This window comes from Pseudoalteromonas sp. SR41-7 (genome assembly GCF_014163935.1).
Taxonomy (GTDB): domain Bacteria; phylum Pseudomonadota; class Gammaproteobacteria; order Enterobacterales; family Alteromonadaceae; genus Pseudoalteromonas; species Pseudoalteromonas distincta.
In genome coordinates, this window is sequence record NZ_JACJEF010000004.1 from 79,885 (window position 1) to 106,101 (window position 26,217).

Below are 26,217 nucleotides of genomic sequence, written 5' to 3' on the forward strand. Positions count from 1 at the left end.
AAAAGGCACGCTAAATAGCGTGCCTTTATCGTTTTAAACAACTGTTTTTTATCTAACTTTAGCGTCTATATCTACTAAATCAGTTAAATGACACATTTCACCACTGTGGGTTTTTATGCCATGCTCACCAAAGTAATCACGCTGGGCTTGAACTAAATGCCCATTACTCGGTGTAGTTAATGTTGCTAAATACGTTTGTGTAGCTCCCAATACAGGGAATGCTAAACCAGTCATTATTGCTTGACCGGTAATTTTGCGCAAAGAGTTAGACTCTTTTTCAAGAGTGTCAATAAATTCAACACCTTGTGCAACGCTATCAAGGTAGTCAGCACGGATTATACAACCAGCGCGCCATGTTTGAAGCGTTTTAGATAAATCTACTTTCCACTGATGAGTACGTGATGCACCTTTAATTAGCGCTAAACCTTGACGATACGCAAGTAAGCTTGCAAGTAAGAACGCGTCTTTTAGCTCTTCTAAATCAATTTCAACATTGTTCGTTGATTTAGATGCATATGTCATCTCTTGTGCAGCCGTTGTGTTGCATGCATTAGTTAAATGACGAGCTTGAACAGCAGCAACAAGTGAAGGGACAGCAATACCAAGTTCGAGTGCATTTTGCGCAGTCCAAAGACCAGTGCCTTTAGCGCCAACTTTATTATCAATTAAGTCCGCAAGCGGTACATTATTATGATTTTCAAGTGACAATATATGGCTAGAAATAGACAGTAAGTAACTATTTAATTGACCTTCTGACCAGTCATTAAATATCTCAGCTACTTCTTTTGGAGAACGATTAGTACCTAAACGAAGTAATTGGTACACTTCTGCAATAAGTTGCATCAGTGCGTATTCAATACCGTTGTGAACCATTTTTACAAAATGACCACTTGCTGATTGGCCAACACGTGCAAAACATGAATCGCCATTATAGCTAGCAGCTACTTTTTCAAACCATGGCTCAATACGTTCCCAACCACCTTCAGAACCACTTGCCATCATTGCAGGACCATGGCGAGCGCCTTCTGCACCGCCAGAAATTCCCATAGTGGCAAATTCAAATTTATTTTGGTATTTGAGTTTACGCGTTATACCGTCTTTATAATTACTATTGCCGCAATCGACTATCATATCGTTACAATTAACGCCGGCCTCTACAAGTTCATTACAAACTGTATCAACTAACTCACCAGCAGGAACAAGTAATAAAATAGAACGAGGTGCCTCTAAACGCCTTACCATGTCACTTAAATCAGAGACAATGTGAAGCCTATCAGCCATGCCTTGTGATTTGGCACAACTTAGTAACTCTTCACCCGCATGTGGGTTTTTATCATAAGCGACTAGCGTTATCCCTTTTTCAATCAAGTTTAGGGCAAGATTTTTTCCCATAACGCCTAACCCTACTAATGCAACTTGCATCTAGTGTCCTCCTCGGTAACAACTATTTGGTTAGAAAATTCAGTGTATAAATTAAATAATACCGCGTGCATTATACTCATACAGTCATAAAATACTAACTATGAGCCCATACAACATGCTTTTTTATTACAGATAAATAAGCTACGTAATTATATCAAACATCAATGCTCTCGGGGTGACTAAAAGCAACGCTAATTGAAATTAAGATCATTGACGCATTCTGACACCGGTGTCATAATGATGACACAATAGTTTTGTATAAAATAGTGGCAAACCTTTGAAGTTTGCACATAGTTAAAATATTTTAATCTAATATAGATATTTTAATTCAACAAAATAACGTCAACATGCTTTCACCAAGCAAACAGGAGAAATTGATGCTAAGACGCACGAAAATAGTCGCTACCCTTGGACCTGCTACCGATAGAGATAACAACTTAGAAAAAATTATTATCGCTGGGGCTAATGTAGTACGTTTAAACTTCTCACATGGTGTTGCCCAAGATCATAAAGACCGTGCGCAAGCTGTACGCGATATTGCAAAAAAATTAGGCAAGCATATTGCTATTCTTGCTGACCTTCAAGGCCCTAAAATCCGCGTTTCTACTTTTAAAGAAGGTAAAGTAACGCTTTCTGTGGGTGCAAAGTTCACTCTTGATGCAAAAATGGAAAAAGGCGAAGGCGATGTTAACTCTGTAGGTATTGATTATAAAGAATTACCTAACGACGTTAGCCCTAACGACTTACTACTCCTAAATGACGGCCTTATTCAACTAACTGTTGATGAAGTAGCTGGGCACTTAGTACATTGTACTGTAACTGTTGGCGGTGTTTTATCTAACAATAAAGGTATTAACCGTTTAGGTGGTGGCTTAACTGCTCCAGCATTTACTGAAAAAGATAAAGAAGATTTAATAACTGCCGCTGAAATTGACGTAGATTACATTGCCGTATCATTCCCACGTAGTGGCGACGATATGCGCTACGTACGCTCACTTGCTGAAGCTGCTGGTTCAAAAGCACAACTACTTGCAAAAATTGAACGTGCTGAAGCCGTTGAAACACAAGAAGCTGTTGATGACATCATTCTAGCGTCTGACGCTGTAATGGTTGCCCGTGGTGATTTAGGTGTTGAAATTGGTGATGCAGCTCTTATGGGCAAGCAAAAACTAATTATTCGTCGTGCTCGTTCATTAAACCGTACTGTAGTAACAGCAACGCAAATGATGGAATCGATGATCGATAACCCTATGCCTACACGTGCAGAAGTTATGGATGTTGCAAATGCTGTTCTTGATGGAACAGATGCTGTAATGCTTTCAGCTGAAACAGCTGCTGGTGATTACCCTGAAGAAACTGTTGCAACTATGGCACGTGTTTGTTTAGGTGCTGAATCTCAAAAAGAAACGCATGTTTCTAAGCATCGTTTAGATAGTCGTTTTTCTAACAATGCAGAATCTATCGCACTTTCTGCTATGTATGCAGCTAATCACTTAGATTCTGTTAAAGCTATCATCACGCTTACTGAATCTGGTAGCACGGCTAAATTAATGTCACGTATCAGCTCTGGCTTACCAATCTACTCGCTTTCACGCCATGCGAGTACATTAGGTCAAACAGCACTTTATCGTGGTGTTTACCCAGTATTTTTTGATTCTACAAAAACTGAAAAAGACGGTATGGTAAAAGCCGCGCTTGATACTTTAGTTTCTCAAGGGTCTTTACAGTCTGGCGATACAGTAATTATTACTCACGGTGACTCAATGGAAACTGTGGGTGCAACTAACACAATGAAAATTGTAACTGTTGCGTAATTAAACGCCGAATATAAAAAATGCGAACTTAGCTCGCATTTTTTGTACCTGTAATAAAAGCGTTGGCTTTAACTTGCTAATGCCGCTTTAACCTTATCTCGATAGCTACGGCTCACTTTTAATTCTTGTCCGTTTTCAAGTACTAATAAATACTCGCCACTTACTTGTGTAACCAGCTTACTAATTTGTTTTGTGTTTACTATCGCACTGCGGTGTACACGCACAAATAACTGAGGGTCTAGCTCTTGCTCAAGCTCTTTCATTGTTTTACGAAGTATATGCGTTTGTCCATCTTCACAATGTAAACACATATAGTCACCTGCAGCATCAACCCATTGGATAGTCGCTACAGGTACCCGTATAATTTCACCCTGCTCTTTTACTGCAAGCGATTCTGGGTAACGTCTATCTGTTAAGGTATCGCCAGTGGCTAATTTTTTTAATATTTCTTCGCAATTATTACCAGTAATACCGGCTACAAAACTCGCTAGTTTTTTCTTATGGGCGTTGTCTTGCTGCGTTTTTAAATAAGTATGCACTTTTTCTACCGCCTGTTTTAATCTGTTATCATCAACGGGTTTTAAAATGTAATCGAGAGCATGAATTTCAAATGCTTTTACAGCAAACTGATCAAAAGCAGTTACAAATACAATAGCAGGTAGTACTTTTGTACTTTCGCTAAGCGCTCTTGCCACCTCAAAGCCATTCATACCTGGCATCTGAATATCTAAAAAAACCAAATCGATTTTCTCGCTTTGGCACATTTCAATTGCATCAGCGCCTGAACTACACAATTTAATTACTTCAATATCAGAATATTCTTCAAGTCTTACCGCTAAACCTTTTCGCGCTAACGGTTCATCATCAACAATGAGTGTTTTTATTTTAGTCATTTTTCACAGCCTTCTCAAAAGGTACTCGCAGATTAACTTTTAATCCACTTGGCGTATTATGTGATAATACAAACGAATAATTATTTTCATACAACGTTTTTAATCTATCTTTGGTGTTAGCAACACCTACACCTTGAGCGTTAACTAATTGGCCATCAAGTATTTCAGTGCCTGGGCCGTTGTCACCCACTTCTAGTAATAATTCATTCGCAAATACTTGTGCTTTAATATCAATTACACCACCTTCTGTCAGATGGGCAATGGCATATTTAATCGCGTTTTCTATAATTGGTTGCAAAATTAAGCTCGGTACTAAAGCCTCTTTTGCTTGCTCGCTAATATCTACATTTACTTTCAATCGCTCATCAAAACGGACGCGCTCTATTTCTAAATAAAGCATGAGAGCATGTAGCTCTTGCTCAAGCGGTACTTTTTTAATTGGATCGGTATTAAGTGTGTAACGTAAAAAGTCACTTAACCTTGCTACCATTAAGTTAGCATCTTTGTTTTCTTTAACCAAAATTAAAGTAGAAATAGCGTTAAGTGTATTGAATAGAAAATGGGGGTTGAGCTGATACCTGAGCATTTTTAGTTGCGCTTCGTGTGCCATCGTTGTGGCCTTTAACGCTTTTTGTCGCTCACTTTGTAATAACTGATAATATTTAACGCCAAAGTACAAACCACTCCAACATAAAATAATATAAACCGAATCTAAACCTTGCTGCAGGTAATAAAACCACTCCTCTGGTCTATAACCATGGCGGTATATTTCCCATAGATTGAATTTTTGAACGACAGCCCATAGAGTGCCCGTTATATAAGAGGCACCAAATACTACAATCATTAACACCCAGGGCGAGGCATTCCAAATTTTACGGTAAATATACCTAAGCGGCACTGTCATCAAACAACCAGCGTAAGCATTCAATAAAATAACAAATACATATATATCACGCATTTCAAATACTTTAGAGCCGATATAATTTACTAACGCGTAACCAATCCAGCCCGCGATTTGCAAAAGCCAAAAAAAACGTTGCCTGTTATCGACTAAAGATTGCCAGTTCAAAATAGATGTTTACTCCGTATGGTTAAAGCTAATTCCATAAAATAGGCGTTTGTTATTTTTATTATTTTTACCTATGTAGGGCTAATTTTCACAAAATTAGGTAGTCTTATTATATAGATTTATGAGTTTGCATAGCACTACAGCTTGCCTTGCTTTTTAAGAGTCTTACCGCAAACAAATAGTCGAGACACTAAAAAAGCGAAAGGTTATCCGCCTTCCGCTTTTTAAATATCAATAGCCTTGTGTAAATTAAGCTAGTTTATCTGATGCTACTTTGTAGGTTGGATCTTCAATCACATTCACTTCAACTAAATCTCGTGCTTTATGAAGCAACTGCGTACAGTCTTTACTTAAGTGACGTAAATGAAGTTGTTTACCTGCTTTTGTGTATTTGTCAGCAAGTGTATCAATTGCTTCTATTGCACTGTGGTCAGATACGCGGCTGTGTTTAAATTCAACAATCACATTTTTAGGATCATTTTTCACATCGAATAACTCAGAAAAGTTTTTAACAGAGCCAAAGAATAACGGACCATGTAGTTCGTACACCTTAGCGCCTTCCTGATCAATGTAGTTAGTTGTATATATCTGCTTCGCATGCTGCCAAGCAAATACTAGAGCCGATACAATAACACCCACACATACAGCAATCGCTAAATCAGTAATAACCGTCACGCCCGACACAAGAACAATTACAAATGCATCAGATAATGGTACGCGCTTCATCATTTTAAAGCTTGCCCATTCAAATGTACCAAGTACTACCATAAACATAACACCAACAAGTGCAGCTAATGGGATCATTTCAATTAAGCTAGAGGCAAAAATAATAAAACCAAGTAGCATAAGTGCAGCGCTTATACCTGATAAACGAGAGCGACCACCTGAATTTATATTGATCATTGATTGACCAATCATTGCACAACCACCCATTGCACCAAACATACCGCAGGTAATATTTGCAGCACCTTGACCAATACATTCTTTATTACTATGACCACGGGTTTCTGTAATCTCATCAATTAAGCTAAGCGTTAATAATGATTCAATTAAACCAATAGCCGCTAAAATAAGTGCATAAGGAAAAATAATTTGTAGCGTTTCGAAAGTAAACGGCACCATAGGAATATGAAATTCAGGCAAGCCGCCAGCGATTGTTGCAGCTTCGTCTCCAGTCATTCCTTTTAAGAAATCTAATACTGTATGCGCTTCTAAATCAAATCCAATCACTAATCCAGTTACAGTTACAATAGCAACTAGAGATGAAGGCACTGCTGTAGTCAATTTTGGCAAAAAGTGGATTATTGCCATGGTTAATGCAACTAAGCCAAGCATGATAAATAATGGATTACCTGTCATCCATTCTTGTCCGCCCATACCATCTGGCACTTTAAACTGCCCTAGCTGAGCTAAAAATATAACAATTGCTAACCCGTTTACAAAACCAAGCATTACCGGATGAGGAACCATACGGATAAACTTACCGAGCTTAAATACACCCGCGAGAATTTGCAGTATTCCCATCAGCAACACAGTTGCAAATAGATACTCAACACCGTGATCAAGCACTAAACTTACCATAACAACAGCTAGTGCACCGGTTGCACCTGAAATCATACCAGGGCGACCACCAAAAATAGCCGTAATTAAACCAACGATAAACGCGGCATATAGACCAACCAAAGGTTCTACATTTGCAACAAAGGCAAACGCAACTGCTTCTGGGACTAAGGCTAACGCCACAGTTAATCCAGATAGAATATCGTTTTTAGCAGAGCTAGGCGCCCTACTGAGTAAGTTAAACATTGAGGTCCTCAAATGGTGTAATGGGTATCAAAAAAAGCGCTAAATTCTACCAAATTAGCGCTCAGTTAACAATTATCATTATGTGGTTAAGCTAAACTAAAAATGGTTTAGCTTTTAAAAGAAGTGCTTTTACAAAGGAAGGGAAGTACTGCGTTTTACACATGTCATTGTTACATTAGAATGTACTTCTTGGACGTATTCTAAGCTTAGTAAATTATCGCGCACAAAATGCTCATACCCTTCTATGCCTTGTGAAATTATGCGTAGCATAAAGTCCATGGTACCAGCCATAGTGTAACACTCTGTTACCTCGTCGTAGCTCATGATCAGCTTTTCAAACTCAGCAAGATTCTTTTTACCGTGATTTGATAAACGCACATGTGCATATACAAGCATATCAAAGCCAAGTTTTTTCTCATCTAAAAGAGCCACTTTGCTTTTTATATAACCATCTTGCTCTAGCTTAGCGATTCGACGCCAGCATGGAGATTGAGACAAGCCTACTTTATCTGCAATTTCTGCGGTTGATAAACTAGCATCTTGTTGTAAAAGTGCCAATATTTGGCGATCTACGTGATTTAGAGACATTTTATTTCTTATTTATCAAATAAACTGGTTAAATTATACAACCATTTTAAAACTCAGTCTGCTTATTTTTAATGTTTATGCAGTTTGTAAACTTAAAATAAGCAACTTAACCAAACTTACCACTTACAAAAGGATTTGTTTTCTTTTCAAACCCCACCGTAGTGTCGCTACCATGTCCTGCCAATATTTTAGTATTATCAGGTAAGGTTAAAATATGCGTCTTAATCGACTCTATAAGTTGTTCACTGTTCCCCTTAGGAAAGTCAGTGCGCCCTACTGAGCCTTTAAAAATAACGTCACCGACAATAACGCACTCATAGTCTGGTTGGTAAAACACTATATGACCGGGTGTATGCCCCGGGCAATGTTTCACTAAAAAGCTAAGTTTACCTACGCTCACGGTGTCATTATGGTTTAGCCAAATATCCGGATAAAACGGTTCAATGGGTTTAAATCCAAACATCTGTGCTTGCATAGGTAAGTTTTCAAACCAAAAGTACTCATCTTTTTGTGGACCAATAATTTGTACGTTAAATTGATTTCGTAAAATATCAGCCCCACCCACATGATCTAAATGCCCGTGCGTTAACCAAATAGCACTTAATGCTAGTTTATGCTCATTAAGGACCATTATTATTTTATCAGTGTCGCCACCTGGGTCGATAACCACAGCGTGTTTAGTTTCGCTACACCAAATAATACGGCTGTTTTGTGCAAAGGCAGTGACAGGTATAGTTATGATTTCCATATTAAATTTCTTTACTTTTTTGATCTGGAATAACAACTTCTTCTTCGAATGACATAAGTATTGGATACTTTAAGTACGCTTGATCATAAAATGGACTTTGTTCATATAACCAGTTTAATCGAGCTTCTGCGTCACTCGCGAATGATTTATCTTTAAGTTTTTCATCAAACTTAAGCGCAAGCTTTGGGTTATCTTTTAGCATTTGGCGTGCATACGGAATTAGCGCATAGTTTTCCATGTACTCGGTACGCTGAAAAATAGTATTAAACTCACCCCACGCAAAAAATGAATCAGGAGCTTCTGGGTGCAATAAATGCACAGCAAGCTCACCTGCTTTTTGTTGAGTATTGACTTGATACCAACCATCTAAATCTACATTTATAGCAGGGACGTAATCAAAAGTTGCTGATACTCTAAAACGCCCTTCAAATGGTGCTTTATCAAACGTGTAGTCAGCCACCTTTGCAACTTTCAAAGGCTGTGTGTTTGCCCCTTCAAGTTTATTAATAGAGACACCATGTAACTTTAGTTTCTCAATAATGTTGCTATATACAGGCGGAATAAAAAAAGCTTTAGGTACTTCAACTGTATGTTGTACATCTTTTTGCCAATAAATAGGTAAGTCAGTATATGTATGTGCTTTACCCAAATACTTCACTTCATTTTGACCCGAAAGTGAATTCATGCTTGATGAATATTCAATACCTTTAAACTGCGCAATCGTATCAGCTTGCTTGGCATAGCCACGCTTTACTATTAACTGTTTAGGAACAAATTCTTGTTCTTTTTTTACTGCATTAGCTAATTCATGACTGTGCTTTGATAGCGCAGTAATAGCACCATCTAAAAATACATAAGTTCCCAATACACGTTGCTTGTAAGGCTTCAATGAATGATTTTCGACTAAAATAGTCGGCAATGACTTTAAATCCCCCCAACCATTTGAAAAACGTGGCGTAGCAACCCAGCCCGCTAACCCTTTTTTAAAGTCGCGCTTGTCCATAACAAAAACAAGTGGTCCTGGGATGTGTCCTTGCTTCGCTAGCGTATCGTCAATGAGAGGTTTAAAAAACTGGTTTAATGTATCTGATACCGCAGGCGATTCGCTCGAAAATACCGGATTGTAACCATAAGTCACATCGTATTGGTAATCTGCGCCGTCGGTAACGTGTACATCAATGTATAAATTTGGGTTGTAGTCGTTAATAACCTTTAAAACACTTCTAACTTCTGGGGTATCTAATTTAGTAAAATCACGATTTAAATTAAGGTTATTAGCATTTGTTCTAAAGCCCATTTTTGCAGGGCCCCGTTGATTAATGCGATTGAATGCACTGCTACGTTCGTGGCCATCTACATTTAAAATAGGAATAAATAATATGTTTACCTTTTTTAAAATGTCACGGCGCTTACCCGTCGCTATATCTCTGAGTAACATAAACATGGCATCTTTACCGTCTATTTCACCAGAATGTATTCCTGCCTGGATAAAAATAGTTGGCTTAGTGCTATTAGCCATTTGCCTTGCTTCAAAAAAACCTTGCTCACTGGCAATTAGCATTTTTATTGCACGCTTACTATTACTATAGCCAATGGTTTGAGATTGAAACTGAGTAGGGTTTGCAGCAACTAACCTATCTACAAATGCCATTGTATTTGCATAATCGGGCGACGCTTCACCTGCAGATAACTCAAAGTCAGTAGTTAACGGCCCTTGTTTTTGTAAAAGCTCTACGCTTTTCCCCTGCCACTCAATGAGTGGAGGTAAGTGTGCGTCATACGCCACACTTGCAGATAAAATGAGTAAACTTGCAAACATAAAATTCTCTAACAAACGCCTTAATTATATAAATTATATCAACTAAATTTTTTATAATGAGGAAACTGCGGTGATTCAACAAAAAAATGCAGCCAAATACATTTCACTCATTCACACCTGTGTTTTTAGGCTTTATAACCTTATTAAGTATTATACCAATGTGCAATAATACTTAATCATTTTGCGGGGCTAAACATGTCGCTACCTGCGTTAAAAAACTCTCATTTATGACTGCATGGATGCAGAAGGTAGAGCAATGCGGGAGCAATTGCTGAGAACAACTAAATAGCGAATTTTTTGCCTAGCTATCAACACGTTTTTCCGCCCTCAAAATAGATCATTTAATTAAGCGAATTAGTATTACTCATTGGGTTAAGTTACTAAATTACAGGCACAAAAAAAGGAGCCATAGGCTCCTTTTTAATACTTATATAAAAAAGCTTAAGCGGCTAGGCCTTCTTTTGCTTTTTCTACAAGCGCTGCGAATGCAACTTGGTCGTAAACAGCGATATCTGCAAGGATCTTACGATCGATTTCTACAGAAGTCTTTTTAAGACCATTGATAAAACGGCTGTAAGACAGACCATTTTGACGTGAAGCAGCATTGATACGTGCAATCCATAATTGACGGAAAGTACGTTTCTTCGCACGACGGTCACGGTAAGCGTATTGACCCGCTTTAGTAACAGCCTGGAAAGCTACGCGGTAAACACGTGAACGTGCTCCGTAGTAACCTTTTGCTTGTTTTAAAACTTTTTTGTGACGTGCACGTGCGACAACGCCGCGTTTAACTCTTGCCATTTCTAAAAACCCCTATTAAGCGAACGGTAACATACGTGAAACTAGACCATGGTCATTTTTATGAACCATCATCTTAGGACGTAGGTGTAACTTACGCTTAGAAGTTTTCTTAGTCAGAATATGACGAAGATGCGCTTGTTTACGCTTGAAACCGCCAGAAGCAGTCTTTTTGAAACGCTTAGCAGCGCCACTGTGACTTTTTAGCTTATAAGCCATTGCAATAACTCCAATTGTATTGCTTTTAAATTAGTAAGCAGGCGTGAGATATAATTCTATAGCTCCACTTTTAGGCCTAACTTACTGCCATGTTCCGGTGAAGACCCAACATAAATGCCGCAATCTTGCTTTAAGACCGGTTAACTCAGGTGAATATTCGCATATTGCTTGCAGACCTGAGCTAATTTCGGTGCGTATTATCGCTTAAAAATTATTTTTTAGCAACAGGCGCCATCATCATAACCATTTGGCGGCCTTCAACACGATTTGGGAAGGACTCAACTACTGCAAGCTCTTCTAAATCGGCTTTGATACGGTTTAATAATTCTATACCAATTTCTTGGTGAGCCATTTCACGACCACGGAAGCGGATAGTAATCTTAGCTTTATCACCAGCTTCTAAGAACTTACGTAAGTTGCGAAGCTTAACCTGATAATCACCTTCATCCGTACCAGGACGGAATTTGATTTCTTTTATCTGGATTTGCTTTTGCTTCTTCTTCTGCTCTTTTAGTTCTTTGCTTTTTTCAAAGATGAACTTACCGTAGTCCATGATTCTACAAACAGGCGGCTCAGCGTTTGGACTGATCTCAACAAGATCAACACCCGCTGCATCGGCCATAGTTTGCGCGTCTTGTAATGACTGAATTCCAGCTTGTTCGCCTTCAATGTCAATTAAACGAACTTCTTGCGCTGTAATTTCTTCGTTAATACGATTTTTTTGAGCTGTTTGTTGCCCTTTCTTGCCGCCTCTAATAGTACGTTCCTCCAAGAATATCAATAATATAAGCGTGTAAATGGCTGTTTGTTAATGCCTTACACGCTCGATTTTTACTGTCGATTTTTAATTTCTTCACTAATTTTAGCTACAAAATCATCAACATTAAATTTGCCAAGGTCTTCACCTGTGCGAGTACGCACTGCTACTTCTTGCTGTTCAACTTCTTTATCGCCAACAACAAGTAAATATGGAATACGCTTCAGTGTATGCTCACGGATTTTAAAGCCAATCTTCTCATTTCTCAAGTCAGCAGCGGCTCTAATTCCAAGTTTATTTAATTTTTGTACAACTTCTTTAACATAAGGAGCCTGTTTATCGGTAATATTCATAATTACCACTTGCTTTGGTGCAAGCCACGTCGGGAATAAACCAGCGTACTCTTCAGTTAAAATGCCAATAAAGCGTTCAATAGAACCTAAAATAGCACGATGTATCATTACAGGTGTACGACGCTCGTTATTTTCTGCTACATAAGTAGCACCTAAACGACCCGGTAATGCAAAGTCTAATTGCACTGTACCACACTGCCACGCTCTGTCTAAACAATCGTACAAAGTAAATTCAATCTTAGGACCGTAAAAAGCACCTTCACCTGGTAGGTAATCAAATTCTATGTCATTTAGCTTAAGAGCTTCGGCTAAAGCAAGTTCTGCTTTATCCCACATATGGTCTTCACCAATGCGTTGTTCTGGGCGAGTAGATAGCTTAACAACAATTTTCTCAAAACCAAATGTTTCATATGTATCATAAACCATCTTAATACACGCTGAAACTTCGTCCATTATCTGCTCTTCAGTACAGAAAATGTGAGCGTCATCTTGTGTAAAGCCACGTACACGCATTAAACCGTGTAGTGCACCTGATGGTTCATTACGGTGACAACAACCAAATTCAGCCATACGAAGTGGTAAATCACGGTACGATTTTAAACCTTGGTTAAAGATTTGCACGTGACCAGGGCAGTTCATTGGTTTAATTGCGTATTCACGTTTTTCAGACTCAGTGGTAAACATTGCTTCTGAATATTTTTCCCAGTGACCTGATTTTTCCCAAAGTGAACGGTCCATCATCATTGGACCTTTTACTTCTTCGTACTCATATTCGCGTAATTTTTCACGTACAAATTCTTCAAGCTCGCGGTAAATGCTCCAACCATCGTTGTGCCAAAATACCATGCCTGGCGCTTCTTCTTGCCAATGCCATAAATCAAGCGCTTTACCAATACGACGGTGATCGCGTTTTTCAGCTTCTTCAAGGCGCTTTAAATACGCTTTAAGTTGCTTTTTATCGCCCCACGCGGTGCCGTAAATGCGTTGTAGCATTTTGTTTTCTGAATCACCACGCCAATATGCACCCGCCACTTTCATTATTTTAAAGTTTTGGCAAAATTTCATGTTAGGAACGTGAGGTCCACGACACATGTCTACATATTCTTCGTGATGATATAACCCAGGACGGTCATCTTTAGCGATGTTTTCGTCCAAAATTTCTATTTTGTATGTTTCGCCACGCGCTTCAAATGTATCGCGTGCTTCTTGCCAGCTTACTGTTTTTTTCACTACGTCGTAGTTGGTTTTTGCAAGTTGCAGCATACGCTTTTCAATTGCTTCAAGATCATCTTGTGATAGTGAGTGTTCCATATCGATATCGTAGTAAAAACCGTTATCAATGGTAGGACCAATTGCCATTTTTGCGTCTGGGAAAAGTTGCTTGACTGCATGACCGATTAAGTGAGCACAAGAGTGACGAATGATTTCAAGGCCGTCATCGTCTTTAGCGGTAATGATCTCAAGACGAGAGTCATCACTAATTAAATCACATGCATCAACACGGTCGCCATTTACACGGCCCGCAATGGTCGCTTTAGCTAAACCAGGACCAATGTCGTTTGCAACATCAAGCGTGCTTACAGGGTTTTCAAAACTACGTTGACTTCCGTCTGGAAGAGTAATAACTGGCATTATAAATCCTTGCTACAGTGGTGACACCTACAATGTATCACGTGTATTTTTAATAAATTAAATGAGAATGACTCGACAACGCTTTTACGAATAAGCATTGACTAATATATGTAGATGAGGAGTCTATTCAACTACAAAGATATATTGTCGCGTGCCGCGCATTTAATTACAAGTTTAAAGGGGTGAAATCGACCCGTTTTATCCACAAAATGTAGCTTTTAAAGCAAAAAAATCATTTTATTAAAATATAAAAGCATCAATGCATTAATTACGCGCCTACAGCTATACCCACACTCGCATTTTAATGTGCGTTGCGTATAATACTGCGTAATTAAGTTATTTTAGAGAATAGACATGAGAACATGTGGTGTAGAAATTACCGGTAGTGATGTACTACTTTGTATTTTAAGTAAAGATAATGACGTATTTGATATTCGCGATGTGCGCCAAACACGCTTTACCTTAGGTAACGGTAACGACACTGAAGTAATGCGTAAATTTCAATTCGATTTTGCAAAACTAATGCAAGATTACCAAATTGATTCTGTTGCAATTCGTGAGCGTCAGCCTAAAGGTAAATTTGCTGGCAGTGCAAAAGGCTTTAAAATGGAAACTGCAATTCAATTAATTGACAACTTAGATGTACGTTTATTTACTACAACTGAAGTTAAAGAGCAGTTAAAACGCAACCCCATCCCTATTGATTTTGAAGAAACAGGCCTTAAAAAGTACCAAGAAAATGCTTTTGTAAACGCTTACGTTTATATCATGAAAAAAACATACCGCAGCGACGAAATGTAAACTCATTACTCGTTTAAAAACGCGTACTTACATTGTAAGACGCGTTTTTTTGTGTCTAAAAAGTAGTATTAGCTTTTATTAATCTAATAATACATTAGTCTAACTGCACTTCTCTTTGTCGACAATATGTGTTTATTTTAACTTTGTAGTTTACATAACTCACACACATTTTCACGGAGAGAGCAATGCACACACACACTACCCCGGCAAAAGAAGTAGAGCAAACAAATCACTTGCCGTTATCCCAAAGCTACTTTAAAGGTATACAAAGCACACCTTTAACAAATTCAACTATAGGCGAGTACTTTGACTTTATTGTCGACAAAAGGCCAGAGGCGTTAGCTGTTGTAGTTCATCACCAAGGTATTAGATTAACGTATAAAGAATTTCAAAAAGAAGTTAATCAGCTTGCGAAGGGGTTACTTGCCCTTGGCGTAAAACCAGGTGAGCGCGTTGGTATTTGGTCTCCTAATAATATTGAGTGGTGCTTAACCCAATTTGCAACGGCAAAAATTGGCGCAATAATGGTGTGCATCAACCCGGCATATCGTCCTAACGAATTACAATATGCTTTAAATAGTGTTGAATGCTCAACTCTAATCACAGCATCAAATTTTAAAGGCAGTGATTACTTAGAAATGCTTAATGGTTTAGCGCCAGAACTTGCAACTTGCGATAAGTACACACTTAATTTAAAAGCACTACCCACTCTTAAAAATATAATCCGCATTGGCGATGAAGCATCTCCTGGTATGCACTCTTTTAATGATGTTATTAACTTGCCAACAGCAGCTCATGAGCTTGAATTAAAAGCAATAGGTGAAAACTTAAATGCTGATCAAGACATCAATATACAATTTACATCAGGTACAACAGGCAACCCAAAAGGCGCAACGCTCACTCATAAAAATATTTTAAATAATGCGCTATTCGTCGCCGAATCTATGCACTTTACGAGCGATGACAAGTTATGTATCCCTATCCCGTTATATCATTGCTTTGCAATGGTATTGGGTAGCTTATTGTGTGTTAGTAAAGGTGCAGCAGCCATTTACCCTAGTGATTCGTTCGATGCAAAAACCACGCTTGATGTAGTTCAACAAGAAGGATGTACAGCGCTGCACGGTGTACCTACTATGTTTATTAGTGAGCTTGAGCTGAGTAACTTTAACGATTATGACCTAAGTACTTTACGCACGGGTGTAATGGCAGGCTTTACATGCCCAGAGCAAGTAATGCGCAAAGTACAAACACAAATGAACATGCATCAAATACTGATTGCTTACGGGCAAACGGAGTGCAGCCCCATAAACAACATTACCGAAACAGACTCTTCAATAGAGCGGCAAGTAACAACGGTTGGCCGCGCACTTGCCCATACCGAGGTTAAAATAATTGACGAGCTGGGTAACATTCAAAAAATTGGTCAACCTGGCGAAGTGTGTAGTAAAGGTGCAGGCATAATGCGCTGCTATTGGAATGACGAAGCTAAAACAAAAGCCACAATAGATGACGAAGGTTGGCTGCACTCTGGCGATTTAGGTGTCATGGATACAGAAGGGTTTGTTACGATTGTTGGGCGTATAAAAGATATGATTATTCGCGGAGGCGAAAACATTTACCCTCGAGAAATAGAGGAAGTACTTTACACCTACCCGGGCATTCAAGATGCTGCCATATTTGGTATAACCGATGAAAAGTATGGCGAGGAAGTGTGCGCTTGGATCCAACCAAAAGAAGATGCTGTACTTGATGAGCAAGCAATTCGTGACTTTTTAAAAGACAAACTAGCCTACTTTAAAATGCCACGACATATCCGTTTCGTAGAAAACTACCCAATGACAGTAACAGGTAAACTGCAAAAATTTAAAATGCGCGAGCAAATGCAAGAAGAGCTAAGCGACAACGCTTTTTCCTAGTTTCGTCTTTAAGTAACTGAGGCTCTGGGTAGGGAATTTATCTCAGAGCTATGTTCAGAGCTAGCAGCGCTAAATTTACGTATGTTAGGACTAATACTAAAAAGCACAGCCAATTGGCTGTGCTTTTTATGTACTGAATTTATTATAAATTCAACATTCTCTTTTTTAAACGTTCTAAATCAATCGCACTCGAGCGCACTGTTAATTTAATATGGCTGTATTCATATTCTTCTTTAACAACACTCATACTCGATCGGATTTCGCCCACAATACCTTTAGCTGTGTACGGTATAACAATCTCTTCTTCAATCATGTCCTCTTGAGCAATACCAATAATGTATTTGTGCAGTTTACTAATATCATCTGGATTACGTGTAGAGGTCATCATCGCATCAGGAAACTCATCCATTAGCGACTGCTGTTGATCAGTACTTAATTGGTCTGACTTATTCAGTACTAATAATTTTTTGCTACCTTCTACCCCAACTTCTGCCAGTACTTTATGTACTACTTCAAGTTGTGAGCGAAAAGAAGGATCTGAAGCATCTACAACATATAACAGTAACGACGCATCATGTGCCTCAGCGAGCGTTGAATGAAATGAAGCAACCAAATCATGAGGTAATTTTTTAATAAAACCAACCGTATCTGAAACCAATATACGAGGCTGGGTAATCGGATACAGCGCGCGAACAGTGGTATCTAGCGTTGCAAAAAGTTTGTTTTCGCCTTCTACATCACTACCTGTAATTGCGCGCATCATTGATGACTTGCCCGCATTGGTATAACCAATTAAAGCCACTGAGAATAGCTCAGAGCGCTGCGTACGTCTGTCCATCATTACATCTTGAACACTAACAAGTTCGCGCTTTAATTCTGCTAACTGATCGCGCACCTTACGGCGATTTAGCTCAAGTGTGGTTTCACCCGCACCTTTACCCATTTGGCGTTCTTTATCACCTGTTGATGTTTCACGAAGCCGTGGCGCGACATAATTAAGGCGAGCAATTTCAACTTGTAATTTTGCAGTTTTAGTACGCGCATGACGGCTAAATATTTCAATGATAATACCAGTGCGATCAAATACTTCTACACCTAATTGGTTCTCAACATTACGCAGTTGAGAAGGCGTTAAATCGCAGTCAAATACCACTACATCGGCACATGCAAACTCTAAATCGTTTGATGGAATTTCTGAGGATATTTCGGTTAAAGGGTCTTCATCAAGTAAATCATCTTCTTGCTCGTTTTCAACCATCCCTTTATTGCCGGTAAGGTGTGCTATTTCAGCTAGTTTTCCTGAGCCCAGTACATTAACTTTTTGGGTAGAACTTTGCTTTTGCGATTGTGTACCTACTACTTTAAAGCCTAATGTAGTTACCAAACGAGCAAGCTCTGCAAGCGATTCTGTTGCTTCGTCGCCTTTAAATTGTGGTGTACTAATAGAAATAAGTAACGCATTAGGAAGTGATGGTTTTGCAGTTAGTTGCATAATTTTTTATATGTTAATGCACCTAAAGTGCAAACCTAATTTTCATTCGAAAGTAACTTGATCCTACGCTGTTATGACCGAGCTTTACAGCGTTATAGCTTACGAATGCAATTATTATCTTTATTTTGCCAAAATTAGCGTTAATCTGTGAACTATTTGTGCGGGGGCAATATAATTTTTACACGCAAGTAAACCAATAAGTAACTTGGTGTTGTTATAAATGTATTTAATTATTAAGTGTTGGGGTTTACCATTGATAATAGGCTTTATGTAGCATTGCACCTACACAAGCCCATTAACTAAAAGCTAATTAGCTAAAACCAGTTACTAAGCAGACTCTTCTGGACGATGCTGCTTTTGTACGCCGGTTAAAAACAAACGTAATATTTGATCGTTACAAACACGGTAATGTTTGTTATCTACTTTACGAGAAAATGCGCTTAACTCATGCTTACTTAAATCAAAATCAACAAGTGCAAGTGTTGCTATAACATCTTCTGCTTTCATATTTAAAGCAATACGTAGCTTCATAAAGATAATATTGTTGTTTAGCTTTTTCTCTGGCTCTGGTTGCTCACCTTCGCGTTTGCCACGTTGGGTATTAATAAACCCATTTAAAAAGCTTGCAAACTCAGTATCACTTATTGGGGTAAAAGCCTCTTCACCTTCTTTAGTTAACCATGCAATTACTTGCTCTTTGGTGACCGTATGCTCTGCTGATGCAAAAACATTGACCATAGCAGTATCAGTTAAGTTAAAAGTGTAGCGAATGCGGCGTAAAATATCGTTATTAGTCAAAGTAAATCCCAAAGTGAGGTATAGCAACCAAGCAGTTATTGCTTAATTTTATATAAGCACCTAGTTTAACAGGTTTACTAATACCACCCTATAAATTTTTATCTGAGCTTCTTATACCTAGTTACCAAGCACCTTGGCAGGATCTACGCGCGTTGCTTGCCATGCAGGATAAATAGTGGCAAGTATCGCAAGCACAAACGTAACAATCACTGTAATACCAATGTCTTCAAGTACTAATTTACTTGGTAAAAACTCTATAAAATAAACGCCCTCAAGCGGATTGGCTCCAAATAATTGGCTTATCCACGTAAAAAGCTCACTTATATTAAGCGCTAATACCACGCCAATTAGTGTCCCTAATGCCACGCCTACAAATGCTTGCATTAAGCCTTGCATTACAAAGGTGGCTAAAATAGTACTGTCTTTCGCGCCCATGGTTTTTAAAATTGCGATATTGCCTTGTTTTTCGCGTACTTCCATCACCAAGGACGATACAATATTAAAACTGGCCACCGCTATAATTAAAAACACCACAATATAAACAATGGTACGCACCATTTGAATATCTTGATAAAGGCTGCCTTGGGTTCTAAACCAACTAGAAATATACACGTAGTCGTCAATAGTTTGGCCCACTCTTAGCGCTATTTGATGCGCCGAAAACACATCATCAACACTTAAACGCAGCCCTGTTACTTGGGTTTCATCGTAACCCAATGTTTGCTGTGCTTTGTTAAGATGTATAAATGCAGCGGTGCTATCAATCGGTCCGCCCATTTCTATAACACCTGCAAGGTTAAGTGTTACGCGTTTAGGCGCTAATAATGATTGACCTTTTTGACTAATTTGCGGAATAAGTAATGTAATGTTATCGCCTACTTTGGCGTCTAACTGTTTTACTATTTGTTTACCTAAAATTACATCGTCAAGGCCTAGCTGGCTGACTAATTTACCACTGGTAAACTGATTTACCGCCGATACATTACTCTCGAGCGATGGCTCAACACCTCGAATTTCTATCGCTTTTAGCTGGCTTTTATATTGCGCCATCCCATTCACTGCAATAAATGGCGCAGCCCCTGTTACATGCGGTTGTGTTTGTAAATCCTCAATTTTTTGCGACCAATTCGCGATGGGTCTACTTGGTGCTACATATTCAACCTGTGGCACAACACTTAGTAATCTATGTACTAGTTGCTGCTCAAAACCATTAATTACCGACAGCGCCACAATTAAAACCGCGACACCTAATAAAATACCAATAGTCGACGCTTTAGCGATAAAACTAACAAAGCCGTTTTTTTCATCATTGTGGCCTGAATAGGCTCTAAAACGTTTACTTAAAAATGCACTAAGCAACATGCTGCGACTCTTTAATAGCTAGTTTTCCATCGTCTAAATAAGCTATTTTGCCCAGCTTATCGGCAAGTTCTAAATCGTGTGTAACTACCACAAAACTGGTGTTTAAGCTTTGGTTAAGCTCATTAATTAAATCGTAAATTTTAATCGCATTTTGTTTATCTAAATTACCGGTTGGTTCATCAGCAAGCACAAGCGCAGGTTTTGTAACCAGTGCACGGGCAATAGCCACGCGTTGGCGCTCTCCACCAGAAAGCGCAGACGGTTTATGCGAGCTGCGATGTGCAAGGCCTACTTTTTCGAGCATATCGAGCGCTTGAGCTTTGGCTTCTTTTGCACTCAAGCCTTTAATTAATAATGGCATAGCCACGTTTTCGACTGCGCTAAACTCCATTAATAAGTGATGAAATTGATAGATAAAGCCCAAGTTTTGGTTTCTAAATGCGGCTTGCTCTGTTCGCGAAAGTTTTGCAACTTCTTGGTTTTTAATTTTAGCGCTACCTGAGCTTGCGGTATCTAATGTGCCAAGTATGTGTAAAAGCGTACTTTTACCAGAGCCAGAACTCCCTACAATAGCGAGCATTTCACCTTGCTGCAGCGCTAAATCAACACCTTTTAATACTTCAACTTGGTTGCTGCCATCTTGATAAACTTTACTTAAATTTTCACAACTAATTACTAAATCATTCATAACGTAATACCTCTGCTGGTTTTACTTTTGCGGCTTTACGCGCAGGATATAAGGTAGCTAAAAAGCTCATAGCAATACTGGCAAACGCTATTATTACTAAACTCAAAATATCAAATTTTACCGGAAGCTCTATACCTGCCAATAAGTTTAAGCCCACTAATGCAAGTAGCTCATTTATATATAAACTAAATATTACACCTAAAAATGCGCCTATTGCTGTACCAATTACGCCGTTATATAAGCCTTGCACCATAAACACTTTTTGCACTTGCGAAGGCGTTAAACCTAACGTTTGTAGTATGGCCACTTCACCTTGTTTTTCGCTTACCATCATGGTTAATGCCGATACAATATTAAATACAGCCACCAATACAATGAGGGCAAGCAACATAGACATAATGCGCTTTTCCATAGCAACGGCTGCAAATAGAGTACCTTGGGTACTGCGCCAATCACTATAATTATGATCTTGTAAAATACGCTGGCTTGCTTCAATAAACTCATCTAGTTCGAAAGGTTCGTGCAATGAAACACTTAAATTTGGGGCAGTGTTTTTATCCAGCTTTAATACCCGTTGTAGTGAAGCGCCACTTGTAAACGCAAGTGCCATATCTATCTCAGATCCGGTTTCGTATATTGCGGCCACTTTAAATAAACGCTGGCTGGGTACTCGCCCAAGAGGTGTATATGTTGAAGCATTAGGCATAATAACGCGAAGCTTATCACCCACGCTAACGCCTAATTTACGACTCAAATAACGGCTTATAGCAATGTTGTAATTTTTGTTTAATACAGTTTTCCAATCGCCTTGCACTATTTTATCGGTAATTTTATACAAAGACCCGCTGTCGTTATAAAGGCCTTGTAGTAAAACGCCGTGCAAGTCTTTATTCGTTTGCAAAATAGCTTCGCCGTGGCGATATAAGCTTACATGATCAACATAAGGAGATTGTTCGAGGTCGGTTTTAAGGGTGCCCATTTGGGTGGCAGTGTGTTTACCTGCGCTAACTTCAACATGCGGAATAAGTCCAAGCATATTGGTTTTTAGGCTATTTTCAAACCCGTTCATTACACTGCTTACCGTAAATAATGCCATTAAACCAATAGCGATACCGGCAATAGAAAAAAACGAAATAAACGATATAAACGCATTTCCTTTAGAGGAGCGACTATATCTAAGCCCTATAAATAAGCTAACCGGTTGAAACATATTATTTTTAACACTTATCGTAAAAGTATTGAGCAATAGTAGCACGAAAAAAGTGCCTTTGGGTATGGCGTAAAATGTAAGAAATAATTTAAAAATCTGATACTTGGCTATATTTACAGCAATACATGCTTAACCATTAATTCGCGATTAAGCTTTCAGCCCTTTAACTAAATAATCGAGCAATACCCGTACATTAGTCGCCACAAACTGCCTTGGTGGATATACGCCCCATACCCCTTCTTGCTGTGGTTGATAGGGTGTTAAAATAGGCACCAATTGCCCTGAGTTAATTTCGTTTTCAATGTAGTAGTCTGGGAGTTGTACAATACCGAGCCCCTTTTTTGCGCCATCCACCAGCGCCCAACCACTATTACACTGTAGCCGCCCTGCTATTTTAATGTGTTTATCGCGCCCATTTTCGTTTACGCGCCAGTAGCTACTATTCCCAATTAAACATTCATGGCTGTTTAGCTCGCCTAAAGTATGCGGCTCACCAAATCGCGTTAAATACTGCGGTGCAGCGCACATAATAAAACGCCGCGCACTTAACCTACGCGCTTTTAAGCTCGAATCTTTTAAATGCCCTAACCTTATGGCTAAATCAAATCCGCCCTCTAATAAGTTTTCTTGCTCGTTACTTAGTGTGGCAACAACTTCTACCTCGGGATGCTCCTTCATAAAATTATGCACTATGGGCATAATAAAGCTCTCTCCGTACATAACTGGTGCTGTGAGCTTTATTTTACCTTTAGGCGTACTTTGTTGCTGAGCAAGGCCTTGAGTTGCCTCGTCCATAGCGTGTTGTAAGTGCTTTATTTGATGTAAGTACACTTCACCTTCTTTAGTTAAAACCACTTTACGAGTAGTACGAGTTAAAAGCTGGGTATTTAAACGTTGCTCAAGCGCCGTAACATGGCGGCTAATATGCGCAACCGAAAGCCCAAGCATTTTTGCAGCCGCAGTAAAGCTGCCCTCTTCACCAACCGCTATAAACTCATCAATTCCATCCCAACGTGCCATTATTACCATACTGTAAAAGTGTTTTAATAAAATTGAGATTATCATTATTTGAGAAACAAATACAATAAGCCCATCACCCAAGCAAATTGGGTCTACAATTATTTTTTAATAGCCAGTTAAAGGAAATAAAACACATGTCTGAATTTATTAAATCAAAAGCTGCCATTGCTTGGGGTCCTAATCAACCACTTAGTGTTGAAGAAGTTGATGTGATGATGCCTAAAAAAGGCGAAGTTATGGTAAAAATTACCGCTACAGGTGTGTGTCATACTGATGCATTTACATTATCAGGACAAGATCCTGAAGGCATATTTCCTGCTATTTTAGGTCACGAAGGCGCTGGTGTTGTCTATGCAGTTGGCGAAGGCGTAACGAGTGTTGAAGTGGGGGATCATGTTATTCCTTTATACACTGCAGAATGTGGCGTATGTAAAATGTGTACTTCAGGTAAAACTAACCTGTGTTCAGCCGTGCGCGAAACACAAGGTAAAGGCCTAATGCCAGACGGCACTACACGCTTTTTTAAAGATGGCCAACCAATTTATCACTACATGGGTACATCAACGTTCTCTGAGTACACTGTATTGCCAGAAATCTCACTTGCTAAAGTAAATAAAGAAGCATCACTAGAAGAGATTTGCTTACTAGGCTGTGGTGTAACAACGGGCATGGGCGCAGTTACCAACACAGCTAAAGTAAAGCCTGGCGACACTGTTGCTATATTTGGCTTAGGCGGTATTGGTTTGTCTGCGATTATTGGCGCAAAAATGGCTGGTGCAGGTCGTATTATCGGTGTTGATATAAACACCACTAAATTCGATTTAGCTACAAAACTAGGTGCTACTGATTTAATTAACCCAAAAGATTTCGACAAGCCAATTCAAGAAGTTATTGTTGAAATGACAGATGGAGGCGTTGACTACTCGTTTGAATGTATCGGTAATGTTGACGTAATGCGCTCAGCGCTTGAGTGTTGCCACAAAGGTTGGGGTGAGTCGGTCATTATTGGTGTGGCAGGTGCAGGCCAAGAAATATCAACCCGTCCGTTTCAGCTGGTAACTGGGCGTGTATGGCGTGGTAGTGCATTTGGTGGCGTTAAAGGCCGTTCACAACTCCCTGAAATTGTTGAGCGTTACATGGCAGGTGAATTTGCTCTTAGCGACTTTATTACTCACACAATGAGCCTTGAAGATATTAACGAAGCGTTTGATTTAATGCACGAAGGCAAAAGTATTCGTACAGTCATTCATTACTAATAAACTGCATTCGTAAAATAGCTTATTAATAAGCCGTAATACTTTTAAGTTTACGGCTTTTAAGGATTAAGTATGTTAGAAAATATCTCAAGTGTAAAAGTGTCTGGCGGTTGGCATAAGCAATATACTCACAGCTCGCAAAGTACACATTGCACTATGCGCTTTGCCGTATTTTTACCACCTGGCGCAAGTGAAGCAAATAAAGTACCGGTACTTTATTGGTTATCAGGTTTAACCTGTACCGACGAAAACTTTATGCAAAAAGCCGGTGCATTTAAAAAAGCAGCAGAGCTGGGTATTGCTATTGTAGCGCCTGACACTAGCCCGCGTGGCGAAAACGTACCCAATGAAGACAGCTACGACTTTGCACAAGGCGCAGGCTTTTACGTAAATGCCACGCAAGCTCCTTACAACACCCATTTTAATATGTACGATTATGTTGTTAGTGAATTACCAGCATTGATAGAACAACATTTTCCAATAACAAGCACAAAAGCAATTAGCGGTCATTCTATGGGCGGGCACGGTGCATTAATGGTTGCACTTAAAAACCCGACTGCGTTTGTAAGTGCATCGGCTTTTAGCCCTATTGTAAATCCTATTGAATGCCCTTGGGGTGTAAAAGCATTTACTGGTTATTTAGGAAATGATGAAGCGCTTTGGAAGCAATACGACAGCTGCGAGCTGATGAAAAACGCAGAGCAAGCTCATTACTTACCTATGTTAGTGAGTCAAGGTGATGCCGATGGTTTTTTACAAGAGCAACTTAAGCCAGAAAACTTAGTCGCTATTGCTGATAAAAAAAGCTACCCGCTTACACTTGAAATGCAAGCAGGCTACGATCATAGCTACTTTTTTATAAGCAGCTTTATTGACCAACACTTATTATTTCATCATCAGTTTTTAACTGCTTAGACTCATTGGTGTGTAGGGATGACTTTTCTACCTCTACACACTCTTTTAGACTTTTAGTGACCTGCCTACATACTTGCGTAGTAGTGCTTTCCCCTTTAACTAGGCTAACAAGAGCCGAATCTATCTTTAATCCCATATCAGTAAAGTTAAATCCGTTTTTATCTGTAGGTACTGGCTCTAGTGGGTTTTTATAAGGTGTTGACTGCGCCGGGCTAATACTATTTTTATCATTACGCGCCTGAGATTGTGCTTGCCCATCAATAATAGCGCCCGCAACTGTACAGCCAGAAAGGCAATAAAAAAACAAAAGTACAATAATTGTTTTCATCATTCATCCTAAACAAAATATTACCTAAATTGTATACGTTTTTTATTGTAACTCTGTAAAAAAATGTAAGTATTACTACCTAAAATCATTTATAAACTTTCTTGTAACACCCACCAGCTGCAATATAAAAAATGGTACTCCTAAATAACCTAAAATTTTATTAATGGTAGGTTGTAAGTGTTCTGTGAGAAGTTCAGGAAATAAAAAAGCAAAAACAGATAACCCAGCGCAAAATAGTAACGCTGTTTTTCAAGTTTAGTGGGTGTGATTAATGTTTTATTTAAAGGCAAAAGGTTCACATAGGTGTCTTTTAGGTATGATAAAAGAATACGGGGCTTTAAAACTCAGATCAAATTAACTATCGCGTAAAATAGTAATAAAAACATGTAAAAGTTTCCTCAATAATTTTTATTAAACTCAGCTTCCTACAATAAACCATTGATTATTAGTTATTTATGCAATGGCCCACTGTTTGCTTATTATTAACAAAATTAACCCGCATAGGCTCAA

The 26,217-nt window shown here is 38.9% G+C and carries 23 protein-coding genes; 5 read left to right on the plus strand and 18 right to left on the minus strand.

The genetic code is table 11. The features are described from left to right. Window positions 1-48: 48 nt before the first annotated feature. Window positions 49-1,422 (minus strand): NADP-dependent phosphogluconate dehydrogenase, encoded by a 1,374-nt coding sequence (gndA, locus tag H5092_RS06700; protein WP_024596644.1) that lies wholly within the window; start codon window positions 1,420-1,422, stop codon window positions 49-51. Between the two features lie 377 nt (window positions 1,423-1,799). Between gndA and pyk the strand changes: the two genes are divergently transcribed. Further along, window positions 1,800-3,236, plus strand: coding sequence for a pyruvate kinase (pyk, locus tag H5092_RS06705; RefSeq protein WP_024596643.1), 1,437 nt, complete (start codon window positions 1,800-1,802; stop codon window positions 3,234-3,236). 68 nt (window positions 3,237-3,304) lie between these two features. On the opposite strand, the gene H5092_RS06710 is transcribed toward pyk, so the two are convergent. From H5092_RS06710 to thrS, 10 genes are all read right to left on the minus strand, one after another. Beyond that, window positions 3,305-4,129: a LytTR family DNA-binding domain-containing protein gene (locus H5092_RS06710; RefSeq protein ID WP_024596642.1), complete on the minus strand. Its 825-nt coding sequence runs from the start codon at window positions 4,127-4,129 to the stop codon at window positions 3,305-3,307. Continuing rightward, on the minus strand, window positions 4,122-5,198 hold the full coding sequence (locus H5092_RS06715; RefSeq protein ID WP_024596641.1) for a sensor histidine kinase: 1,077 nt from the start codon (window positions 5,196-5,198) through the stop codon (window positions 4,122-4,124). Before H5092_RS06715 ends, H5092_RS06710 begins: the two co-directional genes overlap by 8 nt. Window positions 5,199-5,447: 249 nt before the next feature. Beyond that, window positions 5,448-7,004, minus strand: a complete 1,557-nt coding sequence (locus tag H5092_RS06720) for a SulP family inorganic anion transporter (RefSeq protein ID WP_024596640.1) — start codon at window positions 7,002-7,004, stop codon at window positions 5,448-5,450. Between the two features lie 129 nt (window positions 7,005-7,133). Continuing rightward, the gene (locus tag H5092_RS06725) at window positions 7,134-7,592 is read right to left on the minus strand and encodes an Lrp/AsnC family transcriptional regulator (protein WP_002960703.1); all 459 of its coding nucleotides are present in this window, start codon (window positions 7,590-7,592) and stop codon (window positions 7,134-7,136) included. A 106-nt stretch (window positions 7,593-7,698) separates the two neighbouring features. Beyond that, a complete protein-coding gene (locus H5092_RS06730; protein WP_182724308.1) occupies window positions 7,699-8,340 on the minus strand; it encodes an MBL fold metallo-hydrolase in 642 nt (213 codons plus the stop codon). Between the two features lies 1 nt (window position 8,341). Further along, window positions 8,342-10,159 (minus strand): M14 family metallopeptidase, encoded by a 1,818-nt coding sequence (locus H5092_RS06735; protein WP_182674173.1) that lies wholly within the window; start codon window positions 10,157-10,159, stop codon window positions 8,342-8,344. A 441-nt stretch (window positions 10,160-10,600) separates the two neighbouring features. Further along, window positions 10,601-10,960 (minus strand): 50S ribosomal protein L20, encoded by a 360-nt coding sequence (rplT, locus tag H5092_RS06740; protein WP_002960711.1) that lies wholly within the window; start codon window positions 10,958-10,960, stop codon window positions 10,601-10,603. A 15-nt stretch (window positions 10,961-10,975) separates the two neighbouring features. Further along, the gene (gene rpmI / locus H5092_RS06745) at window positions 10,976-11,176 is read right to left on the minus strand and encodes a 50S ribosomal protein L35 (protein ID WP_002960713.1); all 201 of its coding nucleotides are present in this window, start codon (window positions 11,174-11,176) and stop codon (window positions 10,976-10,978) included. Between the two features lie 211 nt (window positions 11,177-11,387). Continuing rightward, the gene (gene infC / locus H5092_RS06750) at window positions 11,388-11,948 is read right to left on the minus strand and encodes a translation initiation factor IF-3 (RefSeq protein ID WP_002960714.1); all 561 of its coding nucleotides are present in this window, start codon (window positions 11,946-11,948) and stop codon (window positions 11,388-11,390) included. 59 nt (window positions 11,949-12,007) lie between these two features. Further along, complete coding sequence (gene thrS, locus H5092_RS06755) at window positions 12,008-13,918, minus strand: threonine--tRNA ligase (RefSeq protein ID WP_182724307.1); 1,911 nt, start codon at window positions 13,916-13,918, stop codon at window positions 12,008-12,010. A 354-nt stretch (window positions 13,919-14,272) separates the two neighbouring features. Between thrS and H5092_RS06760 the strand changes: the two genes are divergently transcribed. Beyond that, window positions 14,273-14,719, plus strand: coding sequence for a DUF3010 family protein (locus H5092_RS06760; protein ID WP_002960715.1), 447 nt, complete (start codon window positions 14,273-14,275; stop codon window positions 14,717-14,719). 185 nt (window positions 14,720-14,904) lie between these two features. Next, window positions 14,905-16,638 (plus strand): AMP-binding protein, encoded by a 1,734-nt coding sequence (locus H5092_RS06765; protein ID WP_182733175.1) that lies wholly within the window; start codon window positions 14,905-14,907, stop codon window positions 16,636-16,638. 142 nt (window positions 16,639-16,780) lie between these two features. Here the strand turns inward: H5092_RS06765 and hflX are convergent, their stop codons facing one another. From hflX to H5092_RS06795, 6 genes are all read right to left on the minus strand, one after another. Then, window positions 16,781-18,130, minus strand: a complete 1,350-nt coding sequence (gene hflX / locus H5092_RS06770) for a GTPase HflX (RefSeq protein WP_024595635.1) — start codon at window positions 18,128-18,130, stop codon at window positions 16,781-16,783. Window positions 18,131-18,457: 327 nt separating this feature from the next. Then, window positions 18,458-18,928: a DUF1456 family protein gene (locus tag H5092_RS06775; protein WP_182694991.1), complete on the minus strand. Its 471-nt coding sequence runs from the start codon at window positions 18,926-18,928 to the stop codon at window positions 18,458-18,460. 117 nt (window positions 18,929-19,045) lie between these two features. Beyond that, window positions 19,046-20,290 carry a lipoprotein-releasing ABC transporter permease subunit gene (locus H5092_RS06780; RefSeq protein ID WP_182733176.1) on the minus strand — a complete coding sequence of 415 codons (1,245 nt, stop codon included), beginning with the start codon at window positions 20,288-20,290 and terminating at the stop codon, window positions 19,046-19,048. Beyond that, window positions 20,280-20,978 carry a lipoprotein-releasing ABC transporter ATP-binding protein LolD gene (gene lolD / locus H5092_RS06785; RefSeq protein WP_007375330.1) on the minus strand — a complete coding sequence of 233 codons (699 nt, stop codon included), beginning with the start codon at window positions 20,976-20,978 and terminating at the stop codon, window positions 20,280-20,282. Before lolD ends, H5092_RS06780 begins: the two co-directional genes overlap by 11 nt. Next, window positions 20,971-22,188, minus strand: a complete 1,218-nt coding sequence (locus tag H5092_RS06790) for a lipoprotein-releasing ABC transporter permease subunit (protein WP_024595632.1) — start codon at window positions 22,186-22,188, stop codon at window positions 20,971-20,973. Before H5092_RS06790 ends, lolD begins: the two co-directional genes overlap by 8 nt. 147 nt (window positions 22,189-22,335) lie before the next feature. Further along, on the minus strand, window positions 22,336-23,208 hold the full coding sequence (locus H5092_RS06795) for a LysR family transcriptional regulator (RefSeq protein WP_182694990.1): 873 nt from the start codon (window positions 23,206-23,208) through the stop codon (window positions 22,336-22,338). Window positions 23,209-23,342: 134 nt separating this feature from the next. Between H5092_RS06795 and H5092_RS06800 the strand changes: the two genes are divergently transcribed. Beyond that, on the plus strand, window positions 23,343-24,464 hold the full coding sequence (locus H5092_RS06800) for an S-(hydroxymethyl)glutathione dehydrogenase/class III alcohol dehydrogenase (protein ID WP_002960732.1): 1,122 nt from the start codon (window positions 23,343-23,345) through the stop codon (window positions 24,462-24,464). 72 nt (window positions 24,465-24,536) lie between these two features. Next, the gene (gene fghA / locus H5092_RS06805; RefSeq protein WP_182733177.1) at window positions 24,537-25,379 is read left to right on the plus strand and encodes an S-formylglutathione hydrolase; all 843 of its coding nucleotides are present in this window, start codon (window positions 24,537-24,539) and stop codon (window positions 25,377-25,379) included. Here the strand turns inward: fghA and H5092_RS06810 are convergent. Further along, window positions 25,333-25,707, minus strand: a complete 375-nt coding sequence (locus H5092_RS06810; RefSeq protein ID WP_008134020.1) for a hypothetical protein — start codon at window positions 25,705-25,707, stop codon at window positions 25,333-25,335. The two genes, fghA and H5092_RS06810, sit on opposite strands and share 47 nt — an antisense overlap. Window positions 25,708-26,217: the final 510 nt, after the last annotated feature.

Excerpts from the sequence above, each read along its gene's own strand:
- pyk (WP_024596643.1), top strand. The coding sequence starts at position 1,800 with ATGCTAAGACGCACGAAAATAGTCGCTACCCTTGGACCTGCTACCGAT.
- rplT (WP_002960711.1), bottom strand. The coding sequence starts at position 10,960 with ATGGCAAGAGTTAAACGCGGCGTTGTCGCACGTGCACGTCACAAAAAA.
- H5092_RS06810 (WP_008134020.1), bottom strand. The coding sequence starts at position 25,707 with ATGAAAACAATTATTGTACTTTTGTTTTTTTATTGCCTTTCTGGCTGT.
- rpmI (WP_002960713.1), bottom strand. The coding sequence starts at position 11,176 with ATGGCTTATAAGCTAAAAAGTCACAGTGGCGCTGCTAAGCGTTTCAAA.
- gndA (WP_024596644.1), bottom strand. The coding sequence starts at position 1,422 with ATGCAAGTTGCATTAGTAGGGTTAGGCGTTATGGGAAAAAATCTTGCC.
- H5092_RS06790 (WP_024595632.1), bottom strand. The coding sequence starts at position 22,188 with ATGTTTCAACCGGTTAGCTTATTTATAGGGCTTAGATATAGTCGCTCC.
- H5092_RS06780 (WP_182733176.1), bottom strand. The coding sequence starts at position 20,290 with ATGTTGCTTAGTGCATTTTTAAGTAAACGTTTTAGAGCCTATTCAGGC.
- H5092_RS06725 (WP_002960703.1), bottom strand. The coding sequence starts at position 7,592 with ATGTCTCTAAATCACGTAGATCGCCAAATATTGGCACTTTTACAACAA.
- H5092_RS06800 (WP_002960732.1), top strand. The coding sequence starts at position 23,343 with ATGTCTGAATTTATTAAATCAAAAGCTGCCATTGCTTGGGGTCCTAAT.
- thrS (WP_182724307.1), bottom strand. The coding sequence starts at position 13,918 with ATGCCAGTTATTACTCTTCCAGACGGAAGTCAACGTAGTTTTGAAAAC.
- H5092_RS06720 (WP_024596640.1), bottom strand. The coding sequence starts at position 7,004 with ATGTTTAACTTACTCAGTAGGGCGCCTAGCTCTGCTAAAAACGATATT.
- lolD (WP_007375330.1), bottom strand. The coding sequence starts at position 20,978 with ATGAATGATTTAGTAATTAGTTGTGAAAATTTAAGTAAAGTTTATCAA.
- H5092_RS06760 (WP_002960715.1), top strand. The coding sequence starts at position 14,273 with ATGAGAACATGTGGTGTAGAAATTACCGGTAGTGATGTACTACTTTGT.
- hflX (WP_024595635.1), bottom strand. The coding sequence starts at position 18,130 with ATGCAACTAACTGCAAAACCATCACTTCCTAATGCGTTACTTATTTCT.
- H5092_RS06795 (WP_182694990.1), bottom strand. The coding sequence starts at position 23,208 with ATGGCACGTTGGGATGGAATTGATGAGTTTATAGCGGTTGGTGAAGAG.
- H5092_RS06710 (WP_024596642.1), bottom strand. The coding sequence starts at position 4,129 with ATGACTAAAATAAAAACACTCATTGTTGATGATGAACCGTTAGCGCGA.
- fghA (WP_182733177.1), top strand. The coding sequence starts at position 24,537 with ATGTTAGAAAATATCTCAAGTGTAAAAGTGTCTGGCGGTTGGCATAAG.
- H5092_RS06730 (WP_182724308.1), bottom strand. The coding sequence starts at position 8,340 with ATGGAAATCATAACTATACCTGTCACTGCCTTTGCACAAAACAGCCGT.
- H5092_RS06765 (WP_182733175.1), top strand. The coding sequence starts at position 14,905 with ATGCACACACACACTACCCCGGCAAAAGAAGTAGAGCAAACAAATCAC.
- H5092_RS06735 (WP_182674173.1), bottom strand. The coding sequence starts at position 10,159 with ATGTTTGCAAGTTTACTCATTTTATCTGCAAGTGTGGCGTATGACGCA.